Genomic DNA, 24,835 nt, shown 5'->3' on the forward strand with positions numbered 1-24,835 from the left:
CGGCCGCCGCCGGGCGCCCGGCCCGGCGTTGCGCGTGACGGCCGTCACGCGCTATCACCCTGGTTCTCTCCTCGTTGTTCGCATGCGCCGCCCGTCGGGCGGCGTGTCGGCGCGCGCGCATCGCGCACGCGTCGCATGTCGCGTTACGGCAGCGCGGGTACGTTGAAGCCGGATGCGGCACGCGTGATCCGGAATTCCGTCACGCGATACGTGGCAAGCCCCTCGGTGACGAACGGATCGGTCTTCAGGATCGCGTCCAGCTCGTCGCGATCGATGCGGGCCGCGAGGATCACGCCGCCTTCGCGCGGCACCTTCGGCCCGGCCGCGATGAAGATGCCCTTGTCGAACTGCGGCTGCAGGAACGCGCGATGGCGTTCGAGCGCATCGTCGATATGTTCGAGCGATGCGGTGTAGTGGATGTCGATGACGTACATGGATGGCCCCCGGAATGGTGCCGGCTCCTCGTGTGCCGGCCAGCCGGTCTTTTTAGCACAGCGGATGCGGGCTGTCGCGCTGCGGGCGGCCGACCGACCGGCGGTTTGCCGCACCCGCGCGTATTCAAGTTGTAAGCCTCGGTGCCGTAAATAAAAAGGCAAGCGTTTGCGCGGGGCGGGCCGTTCGCGCGCAGCGTGCGCATCGACATCGACAAAGGCACGCAGATGAGCAGAATGAGTTTGAACCGCAAGCTGTGGCTCGCGCTTGCGCTGGTATGGATCGGTCTGCTGGGCGTCGGCGCATGGAGCGCATACGAGACGCGCGCGACGATGCTCGCCGAACGCAAGGCAGGCATCGCGAATCTCGTCGACTCGGCGGCCGGCATCGTGAAGGCGTATCACGCACTCGCGCAGGGCGGCACGTTGCCCGAGGCCGACGCGAAGCGCGACGCGCTCGCGAGCCTGGCCGCGATGCGCTATGGCGATTCGGGCTACGTGTTCGTGATGGATTCGAAGCCGGTCGTGCTGATGCATCCGACGCTGCCGAAGCTGGTCGGCACGCAGGTCGGCGACTATCTCGACCCGGACGGCAAGCCGCTGTTCGTCACGATCCTGAACGCCGCGAAGGAAACCGGCAGCGGCTTCGCCGAGTACCGCGGGCGCCTGCCGCACAGCGAAACCGCCGTGCCGAAGATCAGCTACGTCACGCGCTTCACGCCGTGGGACTGGAACATCTCGAGCGGCGTCTTCCTGAAGGACATCGACACCATCTATTACCGGACGCTGCTCGGCCACCTCGCGGTCGTGTTCGTGATCGGCTTCGTGATCAGCGCGGCGATGCTGGTGATCATCCGCAACGTGCGCGGCAGCCTCGGCGGCGAGCCCGACGAAGCGGCCGCGCTCGCGGCGCGCATCGCGCAGGGCGACCTGACGCAGCCGGTGCCCGTGCGCGCGGGCGACCGTACGAGCATGATGGCCGCGATGCACGACATGCAGGCCCGCCTGCAGGCGACGATCGGCGGGATTCGCCAGTCGGCCGGATCGATCGCGTCGGCGAGCCGCCAGATCTCCGCCGGCAACGACGACCTGTCGCAGCGCACCGAGGAGCAGGCCGCGTCGCTGGAGGAAACCGCCGCGAGCATGGAGCAGCTGACCGCGACGGTGAAGCAGAACGCCGACAACGCGCGACAGGCGAGCGGGCTCGCGAACAACGCATCGGAGATCGCGCGCACGGGGAGCGACGTCGTGAACCGCGTGATCGGCACGATGGGCGAGATCGACGACAGCTCGCGCAAGATCGCCGACATCATCGGCGTGATCGAGGGCATCGCGTTCCAGACCAACATCCTCGCGCTGAACGCGGCGGTCGAAGCCGCGCGCGCGGGCGAGCAGGGCCGCGGCTTCGCGGTGGTCGCGGGCGAAGTGCGCTCGCTCGCGCAGCGCAGCGCGACGGCCGCGAAGGAGATCCGCGAGCTGATCGTCGACTCGGTCGAGCGCGTGCGCAACGGCTCGACGCTGGTCGGCCAGGCCGGCACGACGATGGGCGAGATCCTGCAGGCCGTCGCGCGCGTGACCGACATCATGGGCGAGATCGCGGCCGCGTCCGAGGAACAGGCGAGCGGCATCACGCAGGTCGGGCGCGCGGTCACGCAGATGGATCAGGTGACGCAGCAGAACGCGGCGCTCGTCGAGGAAGCGGCGGCGGCCGCCGCGTCGCTGCAGGAACAGGCCGCGCGGCTGCGCGATGCGGTCGGCGCGTTCCGGGTCGTCAATGCAGACGGCCTGTCGCCGCGCCGGGCCGGCGGGCAGACGGGCGAGCCTGCATTCGGCACGAAGGCGGCCGACCATGCGGCGGCGGCGTGACGCGCACCGGCTGACGCGCACGTCGCTAGAACGCAACTAACGGCCGAGTCGCGCAGCTTCCGCCGGCACCGCTGCGGTGCATACCCATATGAGCGGGATGTATTTCACTTCCCGCCGATCCTGTGACACCATTTGCCCCTTCCTGCGAGTCGGGGCTTACCCGTATCGCGCCCTATTTCCAGTAAGCAAGAAAGCGAGAAACAGATGAAGCGTCGCAGTCTCCTGAAGGTATTTTCCGTGCTGGCCACCGGCGCAGCGCTGACGCTGTCGGCAGGCGCGCACGCCGAAGACAAGGTGATCAAGGTCGGCACGGTGGCCGGCCCGGATGCGGAAGTGTGGCAGCTCGTGCAGAAGGTCGCGAAGGAGAAGGAAGGCCTGAACGTGAAGGTCATCGAGTTCAACGACTACGTGCAGCCGAACGCGGCGCTCGATTCGGGCGACCTCGACGCGAACAGCTTCCAGCACCAGCCCTACCTCGACAGCCAGGTGAAGCAACGCGGCTACAAGATCGTCAGCGCGGGCCTGACCTACATCTCGCCGATCGGCGTGTACTCGAAGAAGTTCAAGACGCTGAAGGACCTGCCGCAAGGCGCGAAGCTCGCGGTGCCGAACGATCCGTCGAACGAGAACCGCGCGCTGCTGCTGCTGCAGACGCAAGGCGTGATCAAGCTGAAGGCGGGCGCCGGCACGGGCGGCAACAACGCGACGGTGCTCGACATCGCCGAGAACCCGAAGAAGCTGAAGATCTCCGAACTCGACGCCGCGCAACTGCCGCGCGTGCTGTCGGACGTCGACGCGGCCGTGATCAACACGAACTACGCGCTCGCCGCGAACCTGCAGCCGACCAAGGACGCGATCGCGCTCGAATCGCTGACGAGCCCGTACGCGAACCTGATCGCCGTGCGCGCGAAGGACAAGGACCAGCCGTGGGTGAAGAAGCTGGTCAAGGCGTACCAGTCGCCGGAAGTGCGCGAATTCATCAAGAAGCAGTTCAAGGGCTCGATGGTCGCGTCGTTCTGAACGTCGCACACCGGCCGGACAGCTGAACGAAAGGGCCTGCATCGCGCAGGCCCTTTTTCATTGGCGCGGCCGGTCGGGGGGCCGCGGGATGCCGCGTTCGGCGCCGTCTCACATCTCGCCGCGCCGCGAGCAGATCGACATGATCTGCTGGATCGCATAGTTGTCGCGCACACCCGGCAGCGACTGCACGACGCACTCGTGAAAGCGCCGCTCGCGCGGCAGCAGCATCGCGTTGTTGCGGTACAGCGCGTCGCACGAGCGCTGGATCAACTGGGCCGCCGCACCGTTGCGGCTCTCGCGCAGCGCATTGAGCATGCAGTCGTCGTATTGCGCGCTGCCGTCGGTCAGCGCGAACGCCGCTCCCGGCAACACCAGCGCGACAGCCGCGAATGCGATGGCTCGGATCCCCCGTTTCATGTCGCCTCCGATGGCGTGGACTGGGTCGGCCGACAGCATAACGTAAAGCCGCGAGCACGGCTGACGCGTTGCGCCGGGGCCGGCCGAAACCGCCGTCGGCCGGGCTTCGCGCGCGGTCGCGGCGCCCCGGCGGGCGCCGCGACCCGGCCTCTTCAAGAAAGCCGGGAGTCAGGCGGTGGTCTGCGGAAATGGTATCCTCGTGCGTTCGCCGCTGCGCGCCTTCCCGGGGCGCGCACGGGCCGGCCGCCACCGCGTCGCACGCGTGGCGGCGCCCGCACGACGGCGGCGGGAATCCATCATCCAGAACCGACACAATACGGGGGAGACACACCCATGAAGCGTTTCAAGACTTTCGCGATCCGTTCGATCACGGCCGGCGTGGCCGCACTCGCGCTGGCCGGTGCCGCGCACGCCCAGACCGTCAAGGTGCTGTCGATCGTCGACCACCCGGCGCTCGATGCGATCCGCGACGGCGTGCGCGCCGAACTGAAGGCGGAAGGTTACGGCGACGACAAGCTCAAGTGGGAATACCAGAGCGCGCAGGGCAACACGGGCACGGCCGCGCAGATCGCGCGCAAGTTCGTCGGCGACCAGCCCGACGTGATCGTCGCGATCGCGACGCCGGCCGCGCAGGCGGTGGTTGCATCGACGAAGAGCGTGCCGGTCGTCTATTCGGGCGTGACCGATCCGGTCGCCGCGCAGCTCGTGAAGGGCTGGGGCCCGTCGGGCACCAACGTGACGGGCGTGTCCGACAAGCTGCCGCTCGATCGCCAGGTCGCGCTGATCAAGCGCGTCGTGCCCAACGCGAAGACGGTCGGCATGGTCTACAACCCGGGCGAGGCGAATTCGGTCGTCGTCGTGAAGGAGTTGAAGGGCATTCTCGCGAAGCAGGGGATGACGCTGAAGGAAGCGGCCGCGCCGCGCACCGTCGACATCGGCCCGGCCGCGAAAAGCCTGATCGGCAAGGTCGACGTGATCTACACGAACACCGACAACAACGTCGTGTCCGCGTACGAAGCGCTCGTGAAGGTCGCGAACGAAGCGAAGATCCCGCTCGTCGCCGGCGACACCGACAGCGTGAAGCGCGGCGGCATCGCGGCGCTCGGCATCAACTACGGCGACCTCGGCCGCCAGACGGGCAAGGTCGTCGCGCGCATCCTGAAGGGCGAGAAGCCGGGCGCGATCGCGTCGGAAACGAGCAGCAACCTCGAGCTGTTCGCGAACACGGGCGCGGCCGCGAAGCAGGGCGTGACGCTCGCGCCCGATCTGCTCAAGGACGCGAAGACGGTCATCAAGTAAGCCGCGGCCCGAGCGCCGCGCCTGCAGGCCCGATCCGGGCCTGAACGACACCGCCGGACGGGCGGCTCCCACCCGGGGCCGCCCGTTCGCTTCGCCCGGCCGTACACGTCCGGCCGGGAAGCAACAGGATTTCCCCATCATGTCTCTGTTCTCGTTTCTGGGCGCCCTGGAGATCGGCCTGATCTTCAGCCTCGTCGCCCTCGGGGTGCTGATCTCGTTTCGCATCCTCAACTTCCCCGACCTCACCGTCGACGGCAGCTTTCCGCTCGGCGGCGCCGTCGCCGCGACGCTGATCTCCGCCGGCTACGACCCGTTCAGCTCGACCTGCATCGCGATCGTCGCGGGCGCGGTGGCCGGCTTCATCACCGGCTGGCTCAACGTGCGCCTGAAGATCATGGACCTGCTCGCCAGCATCCTGATGATGATCGCGCTCTATTCGGTGAACCTGCGGATCATGGGCCGGCCGAACGTGCCGCTCATCACCGAGCCGACCGTCTTCACCGTGCTGCAGCCCGACTGGATGCCCGATTACGTGCTGCGCCCCGCACTGCTCGCGATCGTCGTCGTGGTCGCGAAGCTCGGCCTCGACTGGTTCTTCTCGTCGCAGCTCGGCCTCGCGATGCGCGCGACCGGCGCGAACCCGCGGATGGCGCGCGCGCAGGGCATCGCGACCGGCCGCGCGACGCTCGCCGGGATGGCGCTGTCGAACGCGCTCGTCGCGCTCGCCGGTGCGTTGTTCGCGCAGACGCAGGGCGGCGCGGACATCTCGATGGGGATCGGCACGATCGTGATCGGGCTGGCCGCGGTGATCATCGGCGAGACGCTGCTGCCGGCGCGCCGGCTCGTGCTGACGACGCTCGCCGTCGTGCTCGGCGCGATCGTCTACCGCTTCTTCATCGCGCTTGCGCTGAACAGCGAATTCATCGGCCTGAAGGCGCAGGACCTGAACCTCGTGACGGCCGCGCTCGTCACGATCGCGCTGGTGCTGCCGGCAACGCGCAAGAAGCTGTTCGCGCGCAAGAACGGAGGGGCCTGACATGCTGTCCGCACAAGACCTGAAACTGACGTTCAATCCCGGCACGCCGATCGAGACGCGCGCGCTGCGCGGGCTGTCGCTCGAGATTCCCGACGGCCAGTTCGTCGCGGTGATCGGCTCGAACGGCGCCGGCAAATCGACCTTCCTCAATGCGATCAGCGGCGACCAGGCCGTCGATGCGGGACGCATCTCGATCGACGGCACGGACGTCACGCGCAAGGCCGCGTGGGACCGCGCGCACCTCGTCGCGCGTGTGTTCCAGGATCCGATGGCCGGCACCTGCGAGGCGCTGACGATCGAGGAGAACATGGCGCTCGCGATGGCGCGCGGCGCGCGGCGCGGCTTTCGCGCGGCGCTCGACCGGCCGTCGCGCGAGCTGTTCCGCGACAAGCTGCGGCTGCTGAACCTCGGGCTGGAAAACCGGTTGACCGACCGGATCGGGCTGCTGTCGGGCGGCCAGCGGCAGGCGGTGAGCCTGTTGATGGCGTCGCTGCGGCCGTCGCGGATCCTGCTGCTCGACGAGCATACGGCCGCGCTCGACCCGAAGACGGCCGCGTTCGTGCTGGAGCTGACCGCGCGCATCGTCGCCGAGAGCAGGCTGACGACGATGATGGTCACGCACAGCATGCGGCAGGCGCTCGACTACGGCGACCGCACGGTGATGCTGCACCAGGGGCAGGTCGTGCTCGACGTGTCGGGCGACGCGCGCAAGGGGCTCGACGTGCCGGACCTGCTGCAGATGTTCGAGAAGGTGCGTCACGAGCAGCTCGACGACGACGCGCTGCTGCTCGGCTGACGAGCGGCTGGCGGGCCGGCGCGGCGCGGGGTGTTGCATCGTGCCGGTTCGCGTGAGGGGGGGCGTGCCGGCCCGGCGAGTCGGGGCGACAAATCTGCCCGACGAATCAGTCCGGCGAATCATCCCGACGAATTGGGGTGGCGCGGCGGGTCGGCAATTCGGCCCGGTTGGCGGTGGCGCGCGTTCGGGCGGCACGATCCGGCCATACCCGCTCCGGTGCGGCGTAACATGACGACCGCGCCGGCTTACCCGTCGTTTTTCCTCTGACGAAAACCGGTTTCGCGCCGGTGCTGTGCGACGCGAGCGCATTGCCATATACTGTATATCCATACAGTTGTGGGTGGCGTCATGCTCGCATCCTCCATTTCTCCCGAATCCCTTCATCCGTCCCTTTGGCGCGGTTCCCAGCTCGCGCGCGGCGGCCCGCGCACGATCGATACCGGCTTCGCCCCGCTGTCGGCCGAGTTGCCGGGCGGCGGCTGGCCGGTCGGCGGGCTTGTCGAACTGCTGGCCGCGCAGCCGGGCTGCGGCGAGATGCGGCTGCTCGCACCCGCGCTCGCACGCACCGTCAGCGCGCGCCGTCCGCTTGCGCTCGTCGCGCCGCCTCAAGCGCCGCATGCGACCGCGCTCGCCAGCCTCGGCGTACCGTCCGACGCACTGCTGTGGCTGCGTGCCGGCAGCCGCACCGATGCGCTGTGGGCCGCCGAGCAGGCGCTCAAGACGGGGTGCTGCGGCGCGCTGCTGCTCTGGCAGGATGCGCGGCCCGATGCGCTGCGGCGCCTGCATCTCGCAGCCGCGCGCACGGGCGACACGCTGTTCGTGATGCTGCGTCCGCTGTCGGCCGCGCGGCAACCGTCGCCGGCCGTGCTGCGTGTCGCGCTGTATCCGGTGCCGGGCGGCGTGTCGCTCGACATCGTCAAGCGTCGCGGCCCCGCACGCGGCGAGCCGCTCGTGCTCGACCTGCCGTCGCCCATCGTGGAGAGCCGCTATGCGCGTCTTGCTCGGCATCCATCTGCCGCGCCTGCCGCTCGACGTGTGCGCCCCGCCGCCGTCTGACGGCGCGGCGCAACGCGTAGACGAAGCGGACGAAGCAGGCTGCGCGGTGCTCGAGCAGGGTGTCGTGCTGATCGCCGATGCACCCGCGCGCCGGCAGGGCGTGCGCGCGGGCATGAAGCGCGGCGGCGTGCTCACGCTCGCGCCGCACACGCGGCTCGTCGAACGCGACCCCGCGCGCGAGGCCGATGCGCTGCGCGCGGTCGCGCTCGCGTTGCTGCGCTTTTCGCCGTGCGTTGCGCTCGACGACGAAGCCACGCTGATCGTCGACGTCGGCCCGAGCCTGCGCCTGTTCGGCGGCCTGCCGTCGCTGTGCCGACAGGTGCGCGCGACGCTCGCGGCACTCGGTTATGCGGCGCGCCTGTCCGCCGCACCGACCGGGCGTGGCGCGTGGCTGCTCGCGCGCGTGTCGGCCCGTGCACGCATCCGGCGCCGCGTCGCCGGCCAGGTGTCGCTCGTGCGTTCGCTCGACAGGCTGCCGTACGTGCTGCTGCCCGAGGCGCGTCCGTATGCGGGCTGGTTCGACGGCCTCGGCTGCCGCACGCTCGCCGACCTGCGCAACCTGCCGCGCGCGGGGCTGCAGCGCCGCTGCGGTCCCGCGTTGCTGGCCGCGCTCGATCGCGCGTACGGCGATGCGGTCGAGCCGCTCGCATGGATGGCGGTGCCGCCGGTGTTCGACGTGCGGCTCGAATTGCCGGAGCGCGTCGAATACGCGGAAGCCGTGCTGTTCGCCGCGCGGCGGCTCGTCGTGCAGCTGTGCGGCTGGCTGGTCGCGCGGCAGCTGTCGCTGGCCGCGATGACGTTCGATCTCGAGCACGAGCGCGGCCGCCAGGCCGTGCCGCCGACGTCGCTCGAACTCGCGTTCGCCGCGCCCGTGCGCGACGAGACGCACTTCATGCGGCTGCTCGGCGAGCGGCTCGCGCGCGTCGAGTTGCCGGCCGCGGTGATCGCGGTGCGTCTGACGGCCACGCGCGTCGAATCGGTCGCGCCGCCGGCCGACGATCTGTTCCCCGAGCCGGGCGGCACGAAAGAGACGCGCGCGCGGCTGTTCGAGCTGCTGGTCGCACGGCTCGGCGCGGAGAACGTGCTGCGCGCGGCACCCGTCGCCGATCACCGGCCCGAGGCCGCGAACCGCTGGCTGCCGCTCGATGCGCAGGCCGGCAAGCCGGCCGGCGGGCCGCCGGCCGTGCCGCCGAGGCCCGCGTGGTTGCTGGACGAGCCGCTGCCGCTGCTGATGCGGGGGGAGCGGCCGGTATTTCATACGCCGCTCAGGATGATGTCGTCGGTGGAACGGATCGAGGCCGGGTGGTTCGATGGCCAGCTCGCCGCACGCGATTACCACGTCGCGCAGGACGAAACCGGTGCGTGCTACTGGGTGTTCAAGGAGCGGGCAGCGAGCGAGGCCGAGCCGCGCTGGTTCCTGCACGGCCTGTTCGGGTGAACGGTCATGGTTGCGGAATTCAGCTGGCTGCCCGATTACGCGGAGTTGTTCTGCCGTTCGAACTTTTCGTTCCTGCATGGCGCGTCGCATGCGGAAGAACTGGTCGAGCGTGCGGCGGAACTCGGCTATCGCGGGATCGCGATCACCGACGAATGCTCGCTCGCCGGTGCACCGCGCATGCACGTCGCGGCGAAGGCGAAAGGGTTGCCGCTCGTCATCGGTTCGTACTTCGAAGTCACACCGGATGAAGTCGCACCGGGCCACGATCCGGGCCCCGGCGCGTTCGGGCTCGTGCTGCTCGCGCAGAATCGGGAAGGCTACGGCAACCTGTCCGAGCTGATTTCGTGGCGGCGGATGGAAGCGCCGAAGGGGACGTACACGCTGACGTCGCACATGCTGTCGAGGCCGCCCGAGGCATTCGCACACCTGCGCGGCATGCCCGACTGCTTCGCGATTCTCGTGCCCGCGTACCCGGTGCGCGCGGACGTGCTCGATGCACAGGTCGCGTGGTTTCGCGCGACGTTCGGCGAGCGTGCACGGCTCGGGCTCGTGCAGTTGCAGCGCGCGCTGGACGGTGCGCAGCGCGAGGAGATTCGTGCGGCCGGCGAGCGGCGCGGCGTGCGCATCGTCGCACTCGGCGACGTGACGATGCACCGGCGCTCGTGCAAGGAACTGCAGGACGTGATGACGGCGATTCGTGTCGGGATGCCTGTCGCGGAATGCGGTTATGCGCTCGCGCCGAATGCGGAGCAGCATCTGCGTGCGCGCGGGCGGATCGGGAAGCTGTTTGCGCCGGAGGAGATCGCGCAGACGTGCGCGATGCTCGACGGCTGCAATTTCTCCCTCGACGACCTGAAGTATGAATACCCGCTCGAACTCGTCCCGCGCGGGCATACGCCGGCGAGCTACCTGAAGCAGGAGACCTGGGCGGGTGTGGCCCGGCGTTACTGGAATGGTGTGCCGGAGAAAGTCGCCAGGCAGATCCGGCATGAACTCGCCCTGATCGCGAAACTGAATTACGAGCCGTTCTTCCTGACCGTCTACGACATCGTCAAATTCGCGCGCAGCCAGAACATCCTGTGCCAGGGACGCGGCTCGGCGGCGAACTCGGTGGTCTGCTATTGCCTCGGCATTACCGAGGTCGATCCCGATCAGAGCACGATGCTGTTCGAGCGCTTCATCAGCGTGGAACGCGGCGAGCCGCCCGATATCGACGTCGATTTCGAGCATCAGCGCCGGGAAGAAGTGATTCAGCATATCTACGAGAAGTACGGGCACGATCGCGCCGCACTGGCGGCCGCCGTATCGACCTATCGCCCGCGCGGCGTGCTGCGCGAGACCGGCAAGGCGCTCGGTGTCGATCCGGTGCTGGTCGATCGCGTCGCGAAAGCGCATCGCTGGTTCGACGGCAGTCGCGACCTGCTGCAGCAATTCTCGACGACCGGGCTCGATCCCGAGACGCCGCTCATCCAGGCGTGGGCCCGGCTCGCCGCGCGGCTGCTGAACTTCCCGCGCCATCTGTCGCAGCACTCGGGCGGCTTCGTGATCAGCCGCGGCAAGCTCACGCGGCTCGTGCCGGTCGAGAACGCGGCGATGGACGGGCGGCGCGTGATCCAGTGGGACAAGGACGATCTCGAAGCACTCGGGCTGATGAAGGTCGACGTGCTCGCGCTCGGCATGCTGTCGGCGCTGCATCGCGCGTTCGACATGCGCACCGCATGGCGAGGCCCGCCGAAGGCAGACGGCAAGCCGTTCACGTTGAAGCACATTCCGAAGGATGACGTCGCAACCTACGACATGATCTGCCGCGCCGACACGGTCGGCGTGTTCCAGATCGAATCGCGCGCGCAGATGTCGATGCTGCCCCGCCTGCGGCCGCGCACTTATTACGACCTGGTGATCGAGGTCGCGATCGTGCGGCCGGGGCCGATCCAGGGCGGGGCAGTGCACCCCTATCTGAAACGACGCCAGGGCCTCGAAAAGGTCAGTTATCCAAAGGAGGACCTGAAGCCCGCACTCGAACGGACGTACGGCGTGCCGATCTTCCAGGAACAGGTGATGCAGATCGCGATGATCGCGGCCGGCTTCACGGCCGGCGAGGCCGACCAGTTGCGTCGCGCGATGGCCGCGTGGAAGCGCAAGGGCAATCTGGAGCAATATCACGGCAAGATCGTCGACGGGATGCGCGAGCGCGATTACCCGCCCGAGTTCGCCGAACAGATCTTCGAGCAGATCAAGGGTTTCGGCGATTACGGTTTCCCCGAGAGCCACGCGGCGAGCTTCGCGAAGCTCGCCTACGCCAGCAGCTGGCTCAAATGCCACGAACCGGCGATCTTCCTCGCCGCATTGCTGAACAGCCAGCCGATGGGTTTCTATCCGCCGTCGCAACTCGTGCAGGACGCGAAGCGTCACGGCGTGCAGGTCCTGCCGATCGACGTCACGCAAAGCGGCTGGGAGGCATCGCTCGAAGCGCTGCCCGGCCAGCCGCCTCCGCACGGACAGCCGGCCGTCCGGCTCGGGCTGTCGCTCGTGAGCGGTCTGGGAGAAGCCGCTGTCCGCAGGATCGAAGCCGCACGCGCGGCGGGCCCCTTCGACAACGTCGACACTCTCGCGCGCCGCGCGCAGCTCGAACGCCGCGATCTCGAGGCGCTCGCCGCCGCGAACGCGCTCGCGACCCTCGCCGGCCACCGCCGCGACGCGCTGTGGCAAGCGGTCGCCGCGGCACCCGAGCGCGACCTGCTCGCGACTGCACCGATCGACGAAGCGGAGAAGCCGGCACTCGGCGCGCCGTCGGAGGCCGACGACATCCTCGCCGACTATCACACCACCGGCCTCACGCTGAACCGCCACCCGGTCGCGCTGCTGCGGCCCGAGCTGCGCGCGCGGCGGCTGTCGTCCGCGGCCGAACTGCACGACCGGCCCGACGGCCGGCTCGCGCGCGCGTGCGGGCTCGTGACCGCACGGCAGATGCCGGGCACCGCGAAAGGCGTGATGTTCATGACGCTCGAGGACGAAACCGGCTGCGTGAACCTGATCGTCCGGCCCGAGCTGCTCGCGCGGCAGCGCCGCGAAACCCTCGATTCGCGGCTGCTCGCCGTGTCCGGCGTGTGGCAGGTCGCGAGCGACGTGAGGCACCTCGTCGCGCAGCATTTCGAGGATCTGACGCCGCTGCTCGGCGGCCTGCGCACGTCGAGCCGCGAGTTCCATTGATGCCGGGGTGCCCCCGTCGTACCGGCACCCCCTACGCCGATGCATACCAGTCGGCCGAACTGGTTCTATTCCGGTATCGTTTCCCCCCCTCCAAACCCGGCAAATCCGGCGCTTGAACTGTCCCCTTGCATACCAATCCGGGTAAATCCCTATCCCGCATCGCGTTGTAAACAAAGGCTTTCTCGCAACTAAAACGCTTGCCGGGCAAGGCTTTCGGCGATTTTTGCGTCACTAATACCAGTTCGTTGACTGGTATTATGGTGGTTATATAATGCCCTCACTTTCGACGGCCCGAGGTCGTCGTCCGACACCCGGAGGCACATGGAAACCGGCTGGTCCGAACTGGCGCCCGATCCCCTCAGCGACACGCCGCTCTATCTGCAGCTCGCCCGCAACCTGGCGAGCGCGATCCACGCCGGCGCGTGGCGGGCCGGCGAGGCGCTGCCGTCGGAGCGGCTGCTGTCGGTGTCGGTCGGCGTATCGCGGATCACGGCCCGTCGCGCACTCGCGCTGCTGGTCGAGCAGGGGCTGATCAAGCGGGCGCGCGGAGCGGGCAGCTTCATCACGCCGCGCGTCGCCGATCCGCTGTCGCGTCTCGTCGGCTTCACCGCGAAGATGAAGCAGCGCGGCTTCGTGCCCGATTCGGTATGGCTGTCGCGCACGCTGCGCGCCGCGACCCGCGACGAGATCACGCATCTCGGTCTCGCCCCCGGCGCGACGGTGGCGCGGCTCGAACGGCTGCGCCGCGCGGACGGCATCGTGATGGCGGTCGAGCATTCGACGCTGCCGGCCGCGGTGGTGCCCGATCCGCAGGCGCTCGGTGCGTCGCTGTACGAGTACCTCGACACGCGCGGGATGACCGTCGTGCGCGCGCTGCAGCACTTTCGCGCGGCGAACGCGACCCACGCGATCGCGAAATGGATGGCGGTGAAACCGGGCTCGGCGCTGCTGGTGATCACGCGGATCGGCTACGGTGCCGACCAGCGCGCGATCGAAGTGAGCGAAACGTATTGCCGCGACGACTACTACGACTTCGTCGCCGAACTGAAACGCTGACGCGCGAGACTTGCCCGCGCGCGACAGCCGTGAAGCAACGACACGGAATTGCAAATCACGACGCGGATACCCGCGTCACCAGATCATCAAGAGAACGTCATGCTGACTGGAAACATCCTTACCCCCGACGGCTGGATTCAGGGTTCGCTCGATAGCGAGAACGGCCGCATCACGACACTCGACGGCAAGCCCGTCGATCCCGCGAAGAACGACGCGCCTTACATCCTGCCCGGCTTCATCGACCTGCACGTGCACGGCGGCGGCGGCGCCGACGTGATGGAAGGCGGCGACGCGATCGAGACGATCGCCCGCACGCACGCGCAATTCGGCACGACGAGCCTGCTCGCGACGACGATGACCGCGCCGCGCGACGAACTGATGAAAGTCGTCGGCAACCTCGGCAGCGTCGCGCGTACCCGCACGCCGGGCGGCGCGCGCGTGCTCGGCGTGCACCTCGAAGGCCCGTACATCAACCCCGGCAAGCTCGGCGCGCAGCCCGACGCGGCCGTCTCGGCCGTGCTCGACGAAGTGCTGAAGTACCTGTCGATCGCGCCGATCCGCGTCGTCACGCTCGCGCCGGAAATCGCCGGCCACATCGAGATCATCGGCGAGATGGCCGCGCGCGGCGTGCGCGTGCAGCTCGGCCACTCGCTCGCGACCTACGACGACGCGGTGGCCGCGCTCAAGCACGGCGCGTGCGGCTTCACGCACCTGTTCAACGCGATGTCGCCGCTGCATCACCGCAACCCCGGCCTGGTGGGCGCGGCGCTTGCTCACGCCGAATACGCGGAAATCATTCCCGATCTGCTGCACGTGCACCCGGGCGCGATTCGTGCGGCGCTGCGCGCGATCCCGCGCCTGTACGTCGTGACCGACAGCACGTCCGCGACGGGCATGCCCGACGGCGAATACCGGCTCGGCAGCCAGCACGTGACGAAGTGCCTCGGCGGCGTGCGTCTCGCCGACGGCACGCTCGCCGGCAGCACGCTGACGATGGACCAGGCGCTGCGCAACCTCGTGTCGCTCGGCCTGCCGATCGCCGACGTGTCGAACCGGATGTCGCGCTATGCGGCCGACTACCTCGGCATCGCCGATCGCGGCCGCCTCGAGCGCGGCGCATGGGCCGACCTCGCGGTGTTCGATCGCGACCTGAACCTCACCGCGACCTATGTCGAAGGAGAATCGATTGTCGAATATGCTTAAGGAAGCGCGCGAGTCCGCCCAGGTCGTCGCCGCGCAGATCGCCGACACCGCGCGCGTCGAAGCGCTCGCCGGCCAATTGCTCGATCACCCGCCGGCCGTCGCGCTGACGGTCGCGCGCGGCAGCTCGGATCACGCCGCGAGCTATTTCGCGAGCCTGACGATGAGCCGCCTCGGCGTGCCGGTCGCGTCGCTGCCGATGTCGGTCGCCACGCTGCAGCAGGCGCCGCTGAAGGTGCAGGACCAGCTCGCGATCGCCTTCTCCCAGTCGGGCAAGAGCCCCGATCTCGTCAACACGATGGCCGCGCTGCGCGAAGCCGGCGCGCGCACCGTCGCCGCCGTGAACGTGCTGCCGTCGCCGCTCGCCGACGCGTGCGAGCACCAGTTGCCGCTGCTCGCCGGCCCCGAATTGTCGGTCGCCGCGACGAAGAGCTATATCGCGATGCTGTCGCTGTCCGCGCAGATCGTCGCGTACTGGCAGCGCGACGCCGCGCTGATGACCGCATTGCGCGGCCTGCCCGACGTGCTCGCGCAGGCCGGCCGGCTCGACTGGTCGCAGGCCGTCGCCGCGCTGGCGGGTGTCGAGCGGATGATCGTGATCGGCCGCGGCCTGGGCCTCGCGATCGCGCAGGAAGCCGCGCTGAAGCTGAAGGAAACCTCCGGTATCCAGGCCGAGGCGTTCTCGAGCGCCGAAGTCCGTCACGGCCCGATGGAGCTGATCGACCGCGACTATCCGCTGCTCGTGTTCGCCCCGCCGGGGCCCGAGCAGGCCGGCCTGCTGCAGCTCGCGCAGGACATGCGCGCACGCGGCGCGGCGGTGCTGCTCGCGGCGCCCGCCGGCACGCCCGGCGCGACCTTGCCGCTCGCGCAGTCCGCCCACTCGGCGCTCGACCCGATCGCCGCCATTCTTTCGTTCTACGTGATGGCGGCGGATCTCGCCGTCGCGCGCGGCCGCAACCCCGACACGCCGCGCCACCTGAACAAAGTCACCGAAACGCACTGATAGCCGAGACAGCCGATGAGACGCGCCGAGGAGTCCCAGTTGAAGAGTTCTACCCATGATCAGATCGTCCTGCTCAGCCCCTTGACCGGGCCGATCGTCGCGCTGGCCGACGTGCCCGATCCGGTGTTCTCCGGCGGGATGTTCGGCGACGGCATCGGCATCGACCCGCTCGCGGGCCAGCTCGTCGCGCCGTGCGCGGGCGTCGTGTCGCATCTCGCGCGCACCGGCCACGCGGTGACGATCACGACGCCGCAAGGCGCGGAAGTGCTGCTGCACATCGGCATCGACACCGTCGAGCTGAACGGGCAGGGCTTCACCGCGCACGTCGAGGCCGGCGCGCGTGTCGAGGCGGGCGCGCTGCTGATCGAGTTCGACCAGGACGCGGTGGCGCGCAGCGCGCATTCGCTCGTGTCGGTGATCGCGATCGCGAACTCGGATGCGTTCGAGGTCGTCGATCGTGCCAGCGGCTTCGCGACGGCCGGCAAGACGCCGCTGCTCACGCTGCGCGGCAAGGGCGAAGCGGCTGCGCAGGCGGCACAAACCGGCGCAGCCGCGCATCACGAAGTGCGCCGTGAAATCGTGCTGGCCCAGCCGGGTGGCCTGCACGCACGGCCGGCCGCGCGGGCGCGCGAAGCCGTGCGCGGGTTCGACGCGACCGTCGACGTGCTGTTCGACGGCCGCAAGGCGTCGATCGCGAGCGTCGTCGGCCTGCTCGGCCTCGGTGCGGGCGAAGGCGCGACGGTCGAACTGGTCGGCCGTGGCGCGCACGCACAGCAGGCCGTCGATGCGGTCGAGCACGAGCTGCTGCGCGAAGCGCACGGTGAAGTCGAGGAAAAGCCGGCGCGGCTGAGGTCGCCCGCGCCGCAGACGGTTGCGCGCAACGTCGGCGCACCCATTGACCCGAATACGCTCGCGGGCGTGTGCGCGGCACCCGGCATCGCGGTCGGCACGATGGTGCGTCTCGACGATGCGGAGATCGTGCCGCCCGAACAGGCCGCCGGCACGCCCGCGTCGGAGAGCCGCCAGCTCGACCAGGCGCTGAAGGCCGTCGACGCCGAACTCGACGAAACGGTGCGCCACGCATCGGCGCGCGGCGCGGTCGGCGAAGCGGGCATCTTCGCGGTGCACCGCGTGCTGCTGGAAGACCCGACGCTGATCGACTCAGCACGCGACCTGATCAGCCTCGGCAAGAGCGCGGGCTTCGCATGGCGCGCGACGATCCGCACGCAGATCGACACGCTGTCGAAGCTCGACGACGCGTTGCTCGCCGAACGCGCGGCCGACCTGCGCGACATCGAGAAGCGCGTGCTGCGCGCGCTCGGTCATACGAACGGTGCCGCGCGTGCGCTGCCCGACGAAGCGGTGCTCGCGGCCGAGGAATTCACGCCTTCCGATTTGTCGTCGCTCGATCGCCAGCGCGTGACCGCGCTCGTGATGGCGCGCGGCGGCGCGACGTCGCACGCGGCGATCATCGCGCGCCAGCTCGGCATTCCGGCGCTGGTGGCGGTCGGCGATGCGCTGTACGCGATCCCGGACGGCACGCAGGTCGTCGTCGATGCGAGCGCTGGCCGGCTCGAACATGCACCGACCGCGCTCGACGTCGAGCGCGCGCGGCACGAGCGCCAGCGCCTGGACGGCGTGCGCGAGGCGAACCGGCAACTGGCGGGGGCCGCGGCCGCCACCGTCGACGGGCGCGCGATCGAGGTCGCCGCGAACATCGCGACGCTCGACGATGCGAACACCGCGGTCGACAACGGCGCCGACGCGGTCGGCCTGCTGCGTACCGAGCTGATGTTCATCCATCGCCAGGCCGCGCCGACGGTCGTCGAGCACCAGCAGAGCTACCAGTCGATCGTCGACGCGCTGCAGGGCCGCACGGCGATCATCCGCACGCTCGACGTCGGCGCCGACAAGGAAGTCGATTACCTCACGCTGCCGCCCGAACCGAACCCGGCGCTCGGCCTGCGCGGCATCCGTCTCGCGCAGGTGCGCCCCGACCTGCTCGACGATCAATTGCAGGGCCTGCTCGCGGTGAAGCCGTTCGGCGCGGTGCGCATCCTGCTGCCGATGGTGACCGACGCGGGCGAGCTCGTGCGCCTGAAAAAGCGCATCGACGAATTCGCGCGCGCCCAGGGCCGCACCGAGCCGGTCGAGGTCGGCGTGATGATCGAGGTGCCGTCGGCCGCGCTGCTGGCCGACCAGCTCGCGCAGCACGCGGATTTCCTGTCGATCGGCACCAACGACCTGACGCAGTACACGCTCGCGATGGACCGCTGCCAGGCCGATCTCGCCGCGCAGTCCGACGGCCTGCACCCGGCCGTGCTGCGCCTGATCGACATCGCGGTGCGCGGTGCCGCGAAGCACGGCAAGTGGGTCGGCGTGTGCGGCGCGCTCGGCGGCGATCCGCTCGCGGTGCCGATCCTGGTGGGCCTCGGCGTGACCGAGCTGTCGGTCGACCCCGTATCGGTGCCGGGCATCAAGGCGCGTGTGCGCCGTCTCGATTACCAGTTGTGCCGTCAGCGCGCGCAGGATCTGCTCGCGCTCGATTCGGCACAGGCGGTAAGGGCAGCAAGTCGCGAGGTCTGGCCGCTCGACTGAGCGTCGACGGCAGGTTCGCGACCCGTATTACGACGAAGGCAGTCAGCTCAACGACGATTAACGACGCTTAACGACGAGACAAGGATTGGAGGACTGAATGAACGGGAATCCGTTTCTGAAAATACAGGGCCTGGGCCGGGCACTGATGCTGCCGATCGCGGTATTGCCGGTCGCCGGCATCCTGCTGCGACTCGGCCAGCCTGACGTGTTCAACATCAAGATGATCGCCGACGCCGGCGGCGCGATCTTCGACAACCTGCCGCTGCTGTTCGCGATCGGCGTGGCGGTCGGTTTCGCGAAAGACAACAACGGCGTGGCGGCACTCGCGGGCGCGATCGGCTACCTGATCGAAACCGCGATCATGAAGGACATCGATCCCAAGCTGAACATGGGCGTGCTGTCCGGGATCATCGCGGGTGTCGTCGCGGGCCTGCTGTACAACCGCTACAAGGACATCAAGCTGCCGGACTACCTTGCGTTCTTCGGCGGCAAGCGGTTCGTGCCGATCATCACGGGGCTGGTGTGCGTGGTACTCGGCATTGCGTTCGGGTACGTGTGGCAGCCGGTCCAGCATGCGATCGACGCGGCCGGCCAGTGGCTGACGACGGCGGGCGCGATCGGTGCGTTCGTGTTCGGCTTCCTGAACCGCCTGCTGCTCGTCACGGGCCTGCACCACATCATCAACTCGCTCGCGTGGTTCGTGTTCGGCAACTTCACGCCGCCCGCCGGCGGCGAGATCGTGCACGGCGACCTGCACCGCTTCTTCGCAGGCGACCCGACCGCGGGCACCTTCATGGCCGGCTTCTTCCCGATCATGATGTTCGGCCTGCCGGCCGCGTGTCTCGCGATGCTGCACGAGGCACCGAAGGAGCGCCGCGCGATGGTCGGCGGCCTGCTGTTCTCGATGGCGCTCACGTCGTTCCTGACCGGCGTGACCGAGCCGATCGAATTCAGCTTCATGTTCCTCGCACCGGTGCTGTACGTGATCCACGCGGTGCTGACGGGGCTGTCGCTCGCGATCTGCCAGATCCTCGGCGTGAAGCTCGGTTTCACGTTCTCGGCGGGCGCGATCGACTACGTGCTGAACTACGGGCTGTCGACGAAGGGCTGGATCGCGATCCCGCTCGGCATCGCGTACGGCGCCGCGTATTACGGGCTGTTCCGCTTCTTCATCCGCAAGTTCAACATGGCTACGCCGGGCCGTGAGCCGGCATCGGCCGACGCGGCTGCCGAATCGTACGCATCGGGCGGCTTCGTCGCGCCGGCGGCGGGCGCCGCTGCGGTGGCTGCCGCGCCGCGCGCGCAGCGCTACATCGCCGCGCTCGGCGGGGCGGGCAACCTGTCGGTCGTCGACGCATGCACGACGCGCCTGCGCCTGACCGTCGTCGATCCGGAGAAGGTCTCGGAGCCGGAACTGAAGTCGATCGGCGCGCGCGGCGTGCTCAAGCGCGGCGGCAACAGCGTGCAGGTGATCATCGGGCCCGAGGCGGACATCATTGCCGACGAGATGCGTGCCGCGATCGGCAGCGGCGCGACCGGTGCCGCGTCGACGGCGACGGCCGCCGCGGCGCAACCCGTCACGGGTGCGGCCGCCGGTCCGCTCGATCCGGAGCCGACGCGCTGGCTCGCGGTGTTCGGCGGCGCGACCAACGTCGTGTCGCTCGACGCGATCGCGACCACGCGCCTGCGTGTGGTCGTGCGCGATCCGTCGGCGGTCGATCGCGATCGTCTCGGCGCACTCGACGTCGCGTGGGTGTCGCTCGACACGTTCCACATCGTCTGCGGCAATGCGGCGGCACGCTACGCCGAACAGCTCGGCGCGCGCCTGCCGCCGTCGGGCAGCGGGGCGGCCGCGCAGCCGGCCTGACGTGACCAGGCCGGCCCGATCTGCGATGCGGATTCGGGCCGGCCGGCAAAACGAAAACGGCTTGCGATCCTTGCGTCGCAAGCCGTTTTTTCTTGGTGCGGGCGATGGCGCGATGCACGTGTTTGCATCGCGCATCGCCCGGTCGTTCAGCCGATCACGGATTCGTCAGCGTGAAGGTCGGCTTCCGGTAGCCGACACCGGCCCGGTCGAGCTTCGGCAATTCGCGTTGCGTGAGCAGCGTCGCGAAACCGGCCCAGTCGCGCTGCAGCGCGGCCGTGTCGACGTGATGCGTGTCGCCGCGCTTGTAGCGCACGCCGGCCGCATACGGCAGTTCCCAGTCGGCGCGGTGCCAGGCGCGCTCGGCGAGCGCGAGCAGCCGCGGATAGGCCATGTACTCGAGGAAGGTGTCGTTGCGCATCACCTCGCCCCATGCCTGGCCCTGCATGCCTTCGATGCGCGGCGCGGGGCCCGTGCCGGTTACCTCGAACGGGTTGCCGTCACGGTCGCCCATCACTTCGGCGTTCTGCGGCAGGTTCTCCGGCGCGAGCGAGAACACCTTGTACTCGTCCGTCGCGTGCGAGCCCCAGTAGTAGCCGCGCTCGCGCGGGTTGAGCGTGTACGGGAAGTCGAAGTACAGGTAGTCGGGCAGCGCGAGCACCGTCAGGTAGCCCTTGCCGCTCAGGTCGCGCGCGCTGTCCGACGCCCCCCAGAAGATCGTGTCCCACAGCGACACCATCACGTGGCGCGTGCTGAAGTCCTGCGGCCCGTTCGCATGCTTGATGCCGTCCTGCCACGCGGCCATCGTGTCGATCCCGTTTGCGCTGACCGCCGCGCTCACCTGCTGAGCGAAACGCGTCGGCAGCTCGTCGATCGACTTGATCTCGCCGCGCTGGAGCAACGCCGTGCATGCGGGCGAACGCGCCCACGGCTTGTCCTGCGCGGCGAGATCGATGCGCCCCTTGTTCGGATCGGTGCCGTTCAGCGGCTGGAAGCCCGCGCCGAGGAAGATGTTCTTCGCCTCGTCGCCGCCGTAATGCCAGATGTGCAGCGGCGCCTGCGCATCCGCATGCATCGCCGCGATCTCGCGGATCACCTTCGATGCGAAATTGAGCGCGCCCGGCACGCACGGGTTCAGGTCGCTGCGGCGGTCGTAGAACTGCACCGTCGTCAGGTTCGACGTGTCCTGCGGATCGAGCAGCCGGTATGCGTTCGCTTCCTGCTCGCGCCCGGCCGCATGCAGCCGCCGGTAACGTGCCTCCATCGTCACGACGGCCGCGCGCGCATGTGCGGGCATGTCGATCTCGGGGACGATCTCGACGAAATGCGCGGCCGCGTAACGCACGAGCGCCACGTAGTCGTCGCGGGTCAGGTAGCCGCCGCCCGAGCGGTTGTCCGGGCCGGAGCCGAGCTGCGGCAGCAGGCAGCGCGTCTCGCTCGGGTCGTGACAGCGGCGCGAGCCGATCCCGGTCAGTTCGGGCAGGCCGGGAATCTCGATGCGCCAGCCCTCGTCGTCCGACAGGTGCAGGTGCAGGCGATTGAGCTTGTACGCGCTCATCTGGTCGATCAGGCGGCGCAGCGTCGCCGGGTGCTTGAAGTTGCGTGCGAGGTCGACGTGCATCCCGCGATGCATGAAGCGCGGCGCATCCTCGACGAGCATCGCCGGGATCGGGCCGCCGCCGGCCGGTGCGAGCGAGTAGAGCGTCTGCACGCCGTAGTAGAGGCCCGCGCGATCGTAGCCCTCGATCAGCACGCCGCGCGGCCCGATCGCGAGCCGGTAGCCGCCCGGCGTCGCGATGTCGGCCGGCAGCCGGCGCGGCGCGACCGCGCCCCGCACCGGCACGCGCGCGCCGTCGAGCCCGAGTGTCGTCGCACGTTCGCGCAGCGCCGCGACCTGCGCGTCCGGCAGATCGGGCAGGGCGAGCTCGACACCGCGCAGCTCGAGCGTGCCGGGTAGCGGCTGCTCGCGCTTCACGCTCGGCAGCGCGCGGCTCGGGTCGGGCCGTGCGGCCACCGGCGGCGCGTTGCCCGTCGAGTTGTTCTGCGCGTCGGCCGGCAGCGATTCGACGTAGCGCAGCTCGTCGTCGGTGTCGTTGTAGCGGAGCACGGCGGGCGGCGCGCCCTCGACAACCACGTACGGGCGCGGGATCACGTCGCTGTAGCGCAGCAGCCAGTATTCGGCGACGAACGGCAGTTCGATGCGCTCGCCCGGTGCCAGCCGCACCGAGCCGGGTTGCGGTGTCAGCTCGTACAGGTCGCCGGTGAGCCGCCGCAGCGCGAAGCCGGGGCGATCGATTCGCAGCAGGCGGCGGATGCTGTGCAGGTAGAGCTTCCAGCCGCCGTCGGCGATCGCCTGATGGCCGCGGTTCTGCAGGATCAGGCGGCCCGTCGCGCAGGCCGCGCCGTCGGCACCGAGGTCGGCGCACTGCACGCCGGCCGAGGCCGCGTGATTGTTGTCGACGGCGACGCGCAGCGCGAGGCCGTTCGACAGCCGCGCCGCGAGATCGGCCGGCGGCACGGGCGGGCGGACGGCACCGGCCGCCGCGACCGCCGCACTCGACGCGGGCAGCGCGCCGAGCGCGACCGGCGGCAGTGCCGCGATCAGCACGCCGGCAAACAGGGTGGACAAAGTTCGGCTCATGCGGACTCCTGAGAAAAAGGGGGGCGTAGCGGCGTCACGGGATGACGTCGCTGCGGGCGGGTCTTTCAACGGAGCTGCGGGGACAACAGGATGCGCGGGCGATGCGGCTGCCCTGCGCGCAGTCGGCACGCGGAAGCGTGCGTTACGGAACGGGTGGCGGGCAGGCGTGCCGGTCGGATCGGCGCGGGCGGGTGCGCGTCCTCATCGGCCGGGCACGGCGGCGGCCGCGGTTGCGGACGATGCTGACCCTGACGCGGTGGCGACGCGCCCGGTGACAAAGGCGCACGCGTGACCGGCGCGGACGACGGCGGCGCCGGGCGCGGACGAAGCGTAACCGGCCGCCGCGCGGCGACGGCGAGATGGCGCGCACGTGCGCGCCGCATACGGGATTCGCATGTCTCCCCCACCCAGATGGATTCGGCCTGTCAGCGGCCGTGTCCAAAGATCTTATGAAACCTTTTATTGGTATTCAAGTGGTATCAATCTGGCGCTAAATTGGCATCGGCATGTCCGGCTTGTCCGGGCGAAAAAAAACCTCGCGCGAGGCGAGGTTCCTTCCGGGCGGCGGCCGCTCGATCGGCCGAACGCGTCAGTTGCGGGTTACGCGTGCTTCCTGCGTTTTCTGCCGTGCTTCGAGCCACATCGCATTGACGATGCCGAACGACAGCGCGACGCCGATACCGAGAATCCAGCTGAAATACCACATGATCCGACTCCTTGCGAAACGGGGGCGGCGGGGCGCCTGCGCGCCCCGGCCGGGTTCAATACATCGAATGCGTGTTCTCTTCGAGCACCTCGCGCGTGACCTTGCCGCGCATCACGCGATACACCCAGCTCGTGTAGAGCAGGATGAGCGGCAGGAACACGATCACCGCGAACAGCATCACCTGCAGCGTCATGTGGCTCGACGTCGAATCCCACACGGTCAGGCTGCTCCTCGGGTCGAGCGACGACGGCATGATGAACGGGAACATCGAGAAGCCGGCGGTCAGGATCACGCCGACGATCATCAGCCCCGTGCAGAAGAAGGCCGTCTTCTCCTGCTTCGAGCCGGCGAGCAGCATCGCGAGCAGGCCGCCCGCGATCCCGACGACGGGCGCCGCGATCATCCACGGGAATTCGCCGTAGTTCGCGAGCCACAGGCCCGAGCCCGCGGCGACGTCCTTGAGCAGCGGGTTCGCGACCGTATCGGTCGGCGCGGCGTGCGTGATGTGGAAGCCGCCGACATACGAAGCGATCAGCACGCCGGCCAGCACGAACAGCACGACGGCGAGGAACGACGCCACGCGCAGCGCGATCGATGCGCGGCGCGCGATCACGCCTTCCGTCTTCATCTTGATGAAGGCCGCGCCGTGCGCGACGAGCATCGTGAGGCTGACGAGCCCGCAAAGCAGCGCGAACGGATTCAGCAACGCCCAGAAGCCGCCGTAATAGGTCACGCGCAGGTCGCTGTCGAACTTGAACGGCACGCCTTGCAGCAGGTTGCCGAACGCGACGCCGAACACGAGCGCCGGCACGAAGCCGCCGACGAACAGGCCCCAGTCCCAGCCCGCGCGCCAGCGCGGGTCAGGGCGCTTGCTGCGGTAGTCGAAGCCCACCGGCCGGAAGAACAACGCGAACAGCACGAGCAGCATCGCGAAGTAGAAGCCGGAGAACGACGCCGCGTAGACGAGCGGCCAGGCCGCGAACATCGCACCGCCGGCCGTGATCAGCCACACCTGGTTGCCTTCCCACGTCGCACCGACGGTGTTGACGATGATGCGGCGTTCCTCGTCGGTCTTGCCGAGGAACGGCAGCAGCGCGGTCGCGCCCATGTCGAAGCCGTCGGTGACGGCGAAGCCGATCAGCAGCACGCCGACGAGCAGCCACCAGATCACCTTGAGAGTTGCATAGTCCATAGCGAT

At 69.2% G+C, this 24,835-nt stretch carries 18 protein-coding genes; 13 read left to right on the forward strand and 5 right to left on the reverse strand.

Going from position 1 to position 24,835, the window contains the following annotated elements:
• Positions 1–143: 143 nt before the first annotated feature.
• The gene (locus tag VK92_RS25730) at positions 144–434 is read right to left on the reverse strand and encodes a YciI family protein (protein ID WP_021163754.1); all 291 of its coding nucleotides are present in this window, start codon (positions 432–434) and stop codon (positions 144–146) included.
• 225 nt (positions 435–659) lie between these two features.
• Here VK92_RS25730 and VK92_RS25735 point away from each other — a divergent pair, with 225 nt between their 5' ends.
• Both VK92_RS25735 and VK92_RS25740 read left to right on the forward strand, forming a co-directional pair.
• Complete coding sequence (locus VK92_RS25735) at positions 660–2,297, forward strand: methyl-accepting chemotaxis protein (protein WP_048025704.1); 1,638 nt, start codon at positions 660–662, stop codon at positions 2,295–2,297.
• Positions 2,298–2,501: 204 nt separating this feature from the next.
• Positions 2,502–3,317: a MetQ/NlpA family ABC transporter substrate-binding protein gene (locus tag VK92_RS25740; RefSeq protein ID WP_048025688.1), complete on the forward strand. Its 816-nt coding sequence runs from the start codon at positions 2,502–2,504 to the stop codon at positions 3,315–3,317.
• A 108-nt stretch (positions 3,318–3,425) separates the two neighbouring features.
• Here the strand turns inward: VK92_RS25740 and VK92_RS25745 are convergent, their stop codons facing one another.
• Complete coding sequence (locus VK92_RS25745) at positions 3,426–3,734, reverse strand: VF_A0006 family four-cysteine protein (protein WP_048025687.1); 309 nt, start codon at positions 3,732–3,734, stop codon at positions 3,426–3,428.
• 333 nt (positions 3,735–4,067) lie between these two features.
• Here VK92_RS25745 and VK92_RS25750 point away from each other — a divergent pair, with 333 nt between their 5' ends.
• From VK92_RS25750 to nagE, 11 genes are all read left to right on the forward strand, one after another.
• On the forward strand, positions 4,068–5,033 hold the full coding sequence (locus tag VK92_RS25750; protein ID WP_048025686.1) for an ABC transporter substrate-binding protein: 966 nt from the start codon (positions 4,068–4,070) through the stop codon (positions 5,031–5,033).
• A gap of 139 nt (positions 5,034–5,172) precedes the next feature.
• Positions 5,173–6,069 (forward strand): ABC transporter permease, encoded by an 897-nt coding sequence (locus tag VK92_RS25755; RefSeq protein ID WP_021163152.1) that lies wholly within the window; start codon positions 5,173–5,175, stop codon positions 6,067–6,069.
• Position 6,070: 1 nt separating this feature from the next.
• Positions 6,071–6,865, forward strand: coding sequence for an ABC transporter ATP-binding protein (locus tag VK92_RS25760; RefSeq protein WP_048025685.1), 795 nt, complete (start codon positions 6,071–6,073; stop codon positions 6,863–6,865).
• Positions 6,866–7,213: 348 nt separating this feature from the next.
• Entirely contained in the window at positions 7,214–7,921 is a 708-nt protein-coding gene (gene imuA, locus VK92_RS25765; RefSeq protein ID WP_027789072.1) for a translesion DNA synthesis-associated protein ImuA, read from the forward strand.
• Entirely contained in the window at positions 7,854–9,359 is a 1,506-nt protein-coding gene (locus VK92_RS25770; protein ID WP_048025684.1) for a Y-family DNA polymerase, read from the forward strand. The genes imuA and VK92_RS25770 overlap by 68 nt, the downstream gene beginning before the upstream one ends.
• A 6-nt stretch (positions 9,360–9,365) precedes the next feature.
• Positions 9,366–12,569 carry an error-prone DNA polymerase gene (locus tag VK92_RS25775; protein ID WP_048025683.1) on the forward strand — a complete coding sequence of 1,068 codons (3,204 nt, stop codon included), beginning with the start codon at positions 9,366–9,368 and terminating at the stop codon, positions 12,567–12,569.
• Between the two features lie 321 nt (positions 12,570–12,890).
• The gene (locus tag VK92_RS25780) at positions 12,891–13,625 is read left to right on the forward strand and encodes a GntR family transcriptional regulator (protein WP_048025682.1); all 735 of its coding nucleotides are present in this window, start codon (positions 12,891–12,893) and stop codon (positions 13,623–13,625) included.
• A gap of 99 nt (positions 13,626–13,724) precedes the next feature.
• Positions 13,725–14,828 (forward strand): N-acetylglucosamine-6-phosphate deacetylase, encoded by a 1,104-nt coding sequence (gene nagA / locus VK92_RS25785; RefSeq protein WP_048025681.1) that lies wholly within the window; start codon positions 13,725–13,727, stop codon positions 14,826–14,828.
• On the forward strand, positions 14,821–15,828 hold the full coding sequence (locus VK92_RS25790; RefSeq protein WP_048025680.1) for an SIS domain-containing protein: 1,008 nt from the start codon (positions 14,821–14,823) through the stop codon (positions 15,826–15,828). The genes nagA and VK92_RS25790 overlap by 8 nt, the downstream gene beginning before the upstream one ends.
• A 15-nt stretch (positions 15,829–15,843) precedes the next feature.
• Positions 15,844–18,426: a phosphoenolpyruvate--protein phosphotransferase gene (ptsP, locus tag VK92_RS25795; RefSeq protein WP_048025679.1), complete on the forward strand. Its 2,583-nt coding sequence runs from the start codon at positions 15,844–15,846 to the stop codon at positions 18,424–18,426.
• Positions 18,427–18,523: 97 nt separating this feature from the next.
• Positions 18,524–20,293, forward strand: coding sequence for an N-acetylglucosamine-specific PTS transporter subunit IIBC (gene nagE / locus VK92_RS25800; RefSeq protein ID WP_021161277.1), 1,770 nt, complete (start codon positions 18,524–18,526; stop codon positions 20,291–20,293).
• A gap of 154 nt (positions 20,294–20,447) precedes the next feature.
• Here the strand turns inward: nagE and VK92_RS25805 are convergent, their stop codons facing one another.
• The 3 genes from VK92_RS25805 to cydB all read right to left on the reverse strand — a co-directional run bounded on the left by VK92_RS25805 (position 20,448) and on the right by cydB (position 24,829).
• A complete protein-coding gene (locus VK92_RS25805; RefSeq protein ID WP_048025678.1) occupies positions 20,448–22,931 on the reverse strand; it encodes a family 20 glycosylhydrolase in 2,484 nt (827 codons plus the stop codon).
• Between the two features lie 589 nt (positions 22,932–23,520).
• Positions 23,521–23,637, reverse strand: coding sequence for a cytochrome bd-I oxidase subunit CydX (cydX, locus tag VK92_RS39230; RefSeq protein WP_021163033.1), 117 nt, complete (start codon positions 23,635–23,637; stop codon positions 23,521–23,523).
• Between the two features lie 55 nt (positions 23,638–23,692).
• A complete protein-coding gene (cydB, locus tag VK92_RS25815) occupies positions 23,693–24,829 on the reverse strand; it encodes a cytochrome d ubiquinol oxidase subunit II (RefSeq protein WP_021163034.1) in 1,137 nt (378 codons plus the stop codon).
• Positions 24,830–24,835: the final 6 nt, after the last annotated feature.

The organism is Burkholderia sp. LK4, assembly GCF_001043615.1.
GTDB classification, from domain to species: domain Bacteria; phylum Pseudomonadota; class Gammaproteobacteria; order Burkholderiales; family Burkholderiaceae; genus Burkholderia; species Burkholderia cepacia.